Below are 6,403 nucleotides of genomic sequence, written 5' to 3'. Positions count from 1 at the left end.
GTTTGCGTTTTACTCTAAGTTTTAACTTGATATTCCGATAAACACGAAGTACCCTTTTTCTGTTCCAGAGCAGACCTTCCAGCCGTATCTTACCAAAATAGGTTTCAAATCCTCTTGTGGGATATCTGGAGGCCAGATCCATTAATTTTGAAATAACTATTTGATCGTCCTTTCTGTGGTCATAGTAGTACATACTCCGACTCATACAGACAATCTTGCATGCTCTATGAATACTGATTCCTTGCTCATCTATAGCACCGTTCACCAGCTCTTTACGTTCACAAAGCTTTAGAGCTTTTTTTCAATTATATCTTTTAAGATACGGTGATCAAGACTTAAATCTGCAAACATCCGCTTTAGACGGGCGTTCTCTTCTTGAAGAGCCTTCAGCTCTTTAAGGTGCTGAGCATCCATACCTCCGTACTTTTGCTTCCATTGATAGAAGGTAGCTGCTGAGATCCCGTGCTCTCTGCAGATATCCTTTGTGGCCTTTCCTGACTCATATTCCTTGAGAATATTGACAATCTGATATTCGGAAAACTTGCTCTTTTTCATAATATATAACAAACTAATTTAACATTTTTAATTTGTCTGAAAAACAGGTAAGTCTACCCCATCTACAAGGCAGCTATGATTTCGATTATATGAATCTCTTCATTCACTATAAACAAATCAATTTTCAGAATACACATAACGCTGAATAAAAAAAAAATCACCACTTAAACATCAACAGATATTAGACAAATATGTGAGTAATTATCAATTAAGGTCAGTAAATTGTTTTCAATGACGTCTTTTAACAGTTCCCTAAATAATTTTTCAACTTCTTTAAAATTAAAACTTTTTCAAAGAGTTTTTTTCACTCTTTATATTCATTATGTTATACCACATCTGATAGACTTCTTCCCTGACTTAACGCTATGAAATAGTTTTACATAATTTCAATCCAGATTTGCTATTCTAGTCATGCTTTTGCTAGAATGCTTTGTATAGGTAAAAGTTACGGACACTATTTTGTAGATTTCACACATTTTAAATTTCTCTTAAGCTAAATATCGAATCCTTTCATTATATCTCGTAAAAGAAATCGTAGACTACAGAAACCTATAACAGATTGTGAATATGACCAAAGATATGTTCGAAAAATCTTATGTCCGCAAAGGCTATACCTTTTACTCAATGGGATACAAATAATAACCGTAACAAGAAAGAGATTACTTTGAAAATATCTAGAAACTTCAATATATTCAGCATTAATCTATAGATAAATTACTTCCCTAAAAAACATCATTAAAGATCTACTTCAAACAACAAAAAAACAATTTTCCCCTTGTCTATACTAAAATCACATATATTATTTCATCGCATCTATTTCTTTAAATTAGGTCTTGTTTTTTTAAAACGATTTGTTTTAAACCAAATATTTCATTATTATCGTAACTATACAAACCAAATAAACGAATCTTACTTTCAATACATGCATATCGAAAATAGAACCGTAACCCGAGGTACATTGACTTTGATTCATATTGGGGTTTGGCTGACATATTGGTACTTAGAGTTACTGAAATTTTCTTTAATATCCAATACAAATACTAACTTATTGATTGAAACATTAATAAACCTCATTTTCGGTACACTCTTTTTTTACACCCTGACGTTATTTGTCCTTCCAAAAACAATCAAACAGGTCCAGATTTATCAATTGATATGGCGTTCAATCTTGATTTTGATACTTTGTTTTGTATTTTGGCGAGGAAGTGTCTTGATAATGGCAGAATACACAGATTTCAAAAGTTTAACTGTAACTAACTTGCACTTTTTTTTTAGTAGTAGCATAGATGTATTTTTAAAATTTGGCACCTACGCCGTATTGTTCTGGTTTTTACGTAGGCAGGAACAACTCCAAAAAAAAATACTAAAAAAACAGCTTGAAAAAGAAAAACTAATACGAGAGCTACTAGAGGCTAAATCTTTGGCACTTCAGGCTCAGATTAATCCACACTTCCTCTTCAACACATTAAATTTCATTTATGCAAAAGCTATTTCTTCTGATAATAAAGTGATTAACAAAACAGTATTGTTGCTATCTGATATATTGCGTCATTCCTTAGGTAACTCCAATAATAGTAAACTCGTATCAGTTAATGAGGAATTAACGCATATCAAAAAATTTTATGATTTAAACTATTTACGTTTCGAAGGGAAGTATTACCTTAATATTAGAGAAGAAGGTTTAGAGTTTAGAAAAAAACTTCCTCCGCTTGTACTGCTAACTTTTTTTGAAAACATGATGAAATACGGTATTTTTGACGACCATATGCATCCAACCTTACTGCAGGTGAAACAATCTTAAAATCTCATAGAGATTCTTACAGAAAACATGATTGACCACGACCGGAAAGCAAACAAATACGCAAACCATGCCTTAGGAAAACGATATATCAAAAATATACTAGACAAACATTACAAGAATAACTACGAATTGGAGTATCAAGACAATGGGATGTTTTATCGAGTAAACTTAAAAATTCACGAAAGATGATTCGCTGTATTATTATAGATGATGAACAACATGCAATCGAGGTAATGCATAGTTTTTGCGATAAAATTCCCTACATACAAGTAGTAGGAGTATTCACAGCTCCTACAGAAGCTGCCGCTTTTATCAATATCAACAGGTCAAACATAGATTTGGTCTTTTTAGATATTGAAATGCCTAGAATTTCAGGAATCGATTTCTTAAAGGCATACCCTTTTCCAAATGTAATCATAGTGACTGCTTATACCAATTTTGCGCTTGATTCCTATCAATATGGCGTGATCGATTATTTACTTAAACCTTTCTCTTTTGATCGGCTATGCATCGCAATAGCCAAAGTATATGAAAAACATCAAAAAACTAAAGTCGCTTCTGAAAAGAGCATAGAACATAAAAACGATGTCATCTACTTAAAAATCGAACGAAATAAATATATAAAGCTCGATTACAAGGACATAAAATATATCGAAGGTGCAGCGAATTTCACTGCCGTACACACAAAATCCTCCCTAGACCCAATTGTCGCATCCAGACGATTAAAAGATTTTGAGGAACAATTACCCTGCGACCGTTTTAAACGAATACACAAATCCTACATGATTAATATGGATTATTTTAAGTCATTAGAAGGGAACTCCATCAAACTACAGGCGACCGACAAAAAACTAATTATCAGTGCAAGTTATCGGAAACGTTTTATCAACTTCTTAGATAAGTCTAGTCGAATTTAAGATATTTTCCCAAGACATCTAAGCTTCTCCTTTAGGATGTAAAAGAAGTATAATGGTCAACCTTATTTGAGAAGTAGAACCTTAACAGTAAACAATTATAGCATATAAGAAATATTAATTTACTAATTAATATTCCAATGATGTTTCCATTTAATAGCTTTAACACTGTAAAGGATGCATTTTAGAACAAATTCTTGTTTCTAATAAGGGAAATAAATACTATTGTTATTAATGTTAGTCACTATACCATTCAAAATATATAAGCAGGTTAAAGAAAATATTCTATGTAGTAATTAATAACCTATTATTATTTACCTGCTATTTTCGAGGAATATTTTATCTGCTTTTACCTAGGCTTGAAAACAAAACGCACAAAAAATAAAATTATAAACCGAGAAAATAAAAAACATAATTTAGTCACTCAGTAGCAACATAGGTATTAACCAAACTTAACGATTAAGCCTTATGACGACAGTTTACTTACAATCTTTAAGGGAATAAAAAGATTTATAACTTCCAAACTATATTTCTTTATACTAAAAAATCGTCGTTTCTGATTTATGAACTATAAAAATTTGTATTTTTTAAACTTAGAAATTAAGACTTGTGACAGCAAAAAGACAGTACATGTAATTTAAATTTTACCCCCCAACACTCACAACAACATAACTTAAAACACTTATTAGTAAGTAAATAAATTAGTAACGATTTCGAATATACTTATCTAGGATTAAATACGTTTACAATAAAAAAATATATGTCCGAGGAATGTTTAAGATCGTTGAATTCACATATTCCTATAGTTACAATAAAATGGAATCTCCTTTCTTTTTTTCAAATTTAAGTAATTAAGGTGAGTTTAAAATAAATTTACCTAATTAATAAAAAAAGTAGCATCAAAATATTAAAAATTTTTACTAAGGAATAATACAAAAAGCTTCAGAAAGAAGAATGTTATGGCACTTAAGGCTATCAATAAATATATACAATTTTGAAAAGTCAAACTATCGCGATAGATGGTAATATCACTCGAATGCATCTTTCCTTTGGAATTTCACAAACAATTATTGGATTAAGTTATTTTCATGGAGGAGGAATAATGCAGAAAATAAGAATTTCTTCCGAGGTTTTACGTTTTCGATAAATCTACAATTAGAGATACGTTCAAGAAAAACACCAACCTTTAAAAAAAACATTAAGCACTATTAATCAAAATAGTTAAAACCATCATCACTAGAACCTAGATAAAGAAAACAGATTACTACATTAAAGAGTAATAATTGCAATTAATCGCATAAAAAAAAGGATAAACTCACCTAATAGAAAAAATATTATCGATAATTCCTATATTCTGTTTATCAACATTAGAAATTAACCTACCATTTGTTATATTTTCTCTTGAAATTAGAGAATTCTTAAAATTCATTTCATTCCATGTTAACAAGGTAAACACATTTTTCAATCCCTCCTCTTTAGTGTTTGGAATCGCCTTATTAAATCTCTTGTTTTCAAAATTCATATAACTTAATCCATTAACCATAAGTCTAGTAATCAAATCAACATCTTGATACCCCATTGGATAAAAATCTTCGTTATACCCACCAATATATACAAAATTTTTTTTAGACATAGATATACGTCCAAATGTACCATCACTATAATCATTACTAAATTGATGCAAGACAGTATTATGTATTCCAAGTTTTAACATCTTTTCTAGAACAAAAAGACCTCCATCCTTACCCGTAAAGTTATCACAGTCTAAATTTACCAAGATGTCGCCTTTTGCCAAAATATGTGCTGTATTTTTTGCGATAGAAGCATGCCATTCTTTCAATTCTGCAGTCCAGTAATATTTTAAATAACCATCCCTAATTTCGTCCTCGAAGTTCTTAATAATCCATTCTTGTAAACCATCATTACTAGAAAAATCAACTAAAACGAAATCAATTCTATGTTTCATTGGGAAATTATCTCTGAGATTTTTCTTTAACGTTTTTTTGATTTGATGAAGTCTATTTTTACATGTTATACAAAAAGATAGTGACGGAATATTTCTCATAAAGTAGGTTTAACAATTTCGTTTATTAATAATACTTTTTTTTAAAAAAGTAGGCTAATATAAGTTAATAAATTATCACAATGTGACTTAAGTAAAAAAATATTATAAAATAATGTAAATAATTAATCCTCAATATTGCTAATTTGAGTTCCTCCCTTCAAAAAACATTTTAAAAACAGACACCCCTACCTGAAGAACTAATTTTAAATATAAAGAAAGAAAAATAAAAAAGACCGAAGTTTTCTGAAACACAGATTTCCTTTGCAATCAAGCTGGTCGAGACTAGTATCCAAGTTGAGGAAATCTGTCGTAAAATAGGCATTACCGAAACCATATTCTATAATTGGAAGAAGAAACACGGTAGTTTACGTATTTCTGAATTACGCAAGTTACATCAATTAGAAGAAAAGAGTGTACAACTAAAAAAACTTGTTGCCGATCGGAATCTAGATAAGAAGATGTTACAAGACGTCTTAAAAAATATTGAAATCTACTCAACACCGCAAAGTAGTTAAGGATTTTCTTTCTAACTATCGAGTTTCTTTAAGCATATCCTGCCAAGTTTCACTTTTGAACAGATTCCATGTGGCAGTATAAAAGTAGTAAGCATACAGACACTTAAGAATACGGGCTATTGCAGAATCTAGAGTTCGTTATGGACTTTTGCGGATTTACATACTTTTACGATGCGAAGGATGGCTAGATAATCATAAAAGGCTTTATCGTATCTATAAAGAAGAAGGATTCCTTTTCGGGAAAGACCGAAACTGAACTGGATTTCTCTACCCTTGGAAGAACCATGGCGATATCAGTGATGCCGGAAGACGACAAGAAACAGGTTTTTCTCAATATCGATACATTCATCGAGAGGGAGGGATAAGGCGAGAAAAGCAGATGGACAACAAATAAAATAGCCCAATCCGATGAAAGATTGGAAGGTGAGTACATTTATTAAATTTAAATCATTTGGATAATTAGCAAAACTAGCCCTATCAATAAATATAATATTGCTATAAACCCTACGGAATAAAAAGCCTAAGATGTATCCCAAATCTCATCCATGGACAA

The 6,403-nt window shown here is 30.8% G+C and carries 5 protein-coding genes and 1 pseudogene; 4 read left to right on the top strand and 2 right to left on the bottom strand.

Features of this window, described 5'->3' with window-relative positions; genetic code table 11:
• Positions 1-288: 288 nt before the first annotated feature.
• Positions 289-555: a transposase gene (locus WH223_RS07755; RefSeq protein WP_340046301.1), complete on the bottom strand. Its 267-nt coding sequence runs from the start codon at positions 553-555 to the stop codon at positions 289-291.
• 922 nt (positions 556-1,477) lie between these two features.
• Between WH223_RS07755 and WH223_RS07750 the strand changes: the two genes are divergently transcribed.
• Complete coding sequence (locus tag WH223_RS07750) at positions 1,478-2,356, top strand: sensor histidine kinase (protein ID WP_340046984.1); 879 nt, start codon at positions 1,478-1,480, stop codon at positions 2,354-2,356.
• A 185-nt stretch (positions 2,357-2,541) separates the two neighbouring features.
• A complete protein-coding gene (locus WH223_RS07745) occupies positions 2,542-3,273 on the top strand; it encodes a LytR/AlgR family response regulator transcription factor (RefSeq protein ID WP_340046983.1) in 732 nt (243 codons plus the stop codon).
• 1,312 nt (positions 3,274-4,585) lie between these two features.
• Here WH223_RS07745 and WH223_RS07740 read toward each other — a convergent pair.
• On the bottom strand, positions 4,586-5,335 hold the full coding sequence (locus tag WH223_RS07740; RefSeq protein WP_340046982.1) for a glycosyltransferase family 2 protein: 750 nt from the start codon (positions 5,333-5,335) through the stop codon (positions 4,586-4,588).
• A gap of 239 nt (positions 5,336-5,574) precedes the next feature.
• On the opposite strand from WH223_RS07740, the pseudogene WH223_RS20105 reads away from it, so the two are divergent.
• Positions 5,575-5,850: pseudogene (locus WH223_RS20105) on the top strand (transposase); the annotation flags it as partial.
• 109 nt (positions 5,851-5,959) lie between these two features.
• Positions 5,960-6,106 (top strand): IS3 family transposase, encoded by a 147-nt coding sequence (locus WH223_RS07735; protein WP_445265605.1) that lies wholly within the window; start codon positions 5,960-5,962, stop codon positions 6,104-6,106.
• Positions 6,107-6,403: the final 297 nt, after the last annotated feature.

Source organism: Sphingobacterium sp. MYb382 (assembly GCF_037572665.1).
In the GTDB taxonomy this organism is placed as follows: Bacteria; Bacteroidota; Bacteroidia; order Sphingobacteriales; family Sphingobacteriaceae; genus Sphingobacterium.
The sequence above is the reverse complement of the archived record's forward strand: the minus strand, read 5'-3'. Positions and strand labels throughout refer to the sequence as shown.